This window comes from Bradyrhizobium sp. 153 (assembly GCF_023073835.1).
GTDB lineage: Bacteria > Pseudomonadota > Alphaproteobacteria > Rhizobiales > Xanthobacteraceae > Bradyrhizobium.
The window spans coordinates 1-654 of the sequence record NZ_JADPKH010000011.1 but is presented as its reverse complement, the minus strand read 5'-3'; the positions used below and the strand labels follow the sequence as shown (position 1 = coordinate 654).

1 protein-coding gene and 1 pseudogene are annotated in these 654 nt (G+C 62.7%); both read right to left on the bottom strand.

Annotated elements, in window-relative coordinates:
- Positions 1–180 (bottom strand): efflux RND transporter permease subunit (locus IVA91_RS02425; protein WP_247458317.1); only part of this gene is annotated, 180 nt, incomplete at its 3' end.
- A 68-nt stretch (positions 181–248) separates the two neighbouring features.
- Positions 249–654, bottom strand: a pseudogene (locus tag IVA91_RS02420) (efflux transporter periplasmic adaptor subunit); the annotation flags it as partial.

The window sequence follows — 654 nt, the reverse complement described above, 5'->3', positions numbered from 1 at the left end:
CTGGATCAGGTCCGCGGATGCGCCGGGATACACGGTCGTGATGTTGATGACGGTGTTCGACAGCTTCGGATACTGCCGGATCGGCAGCACCATCGCCGCACGCAGGCCTATCAGCAGGATCAGCAGGCTGACGACGACCGACAGGACCGGTCGCTTGATGAAAATGTCGGTAAAGGCCATCGCGGCGTCTCGATTTCTATCTCTCAAGAGCGTGATCCGGCCGAGCCGGATCACGCGAATGTAATGGGTCAGTAGCGCGGCGGCTGCGCCGGGATTGCCGGGGGCGGGTCGGTCGAGATCGACACCGGTGCACCCGATTGCAGCTTGAGCTGGCCGACGGCAACGACCTTGTCGCCCGGCTTCAGACCCTTGACGATCTCGACGCGACCTTCGACCCTGTTGCCGGTCTGCACGAAGGTGCGTACCGCAGAGAGACTGGTCTTCCCGTCCTCTTCCTTTTTCTCGGTGATCACGAACACCGAGTCGCCGTACAGCGTGTAGTCGACCGCTGTCTCCGGAACGGTGATCACGGCCGGCTTCTCCGGCAGCACCACGGTGGTGGTGACGAACATGCCGGGCTTCAGGATCTTCTCCGGATTGGCGATGGTCGCCTGCACGCGGATGTTGCGGGTATCGGTCGCGATCTGCGGCTCG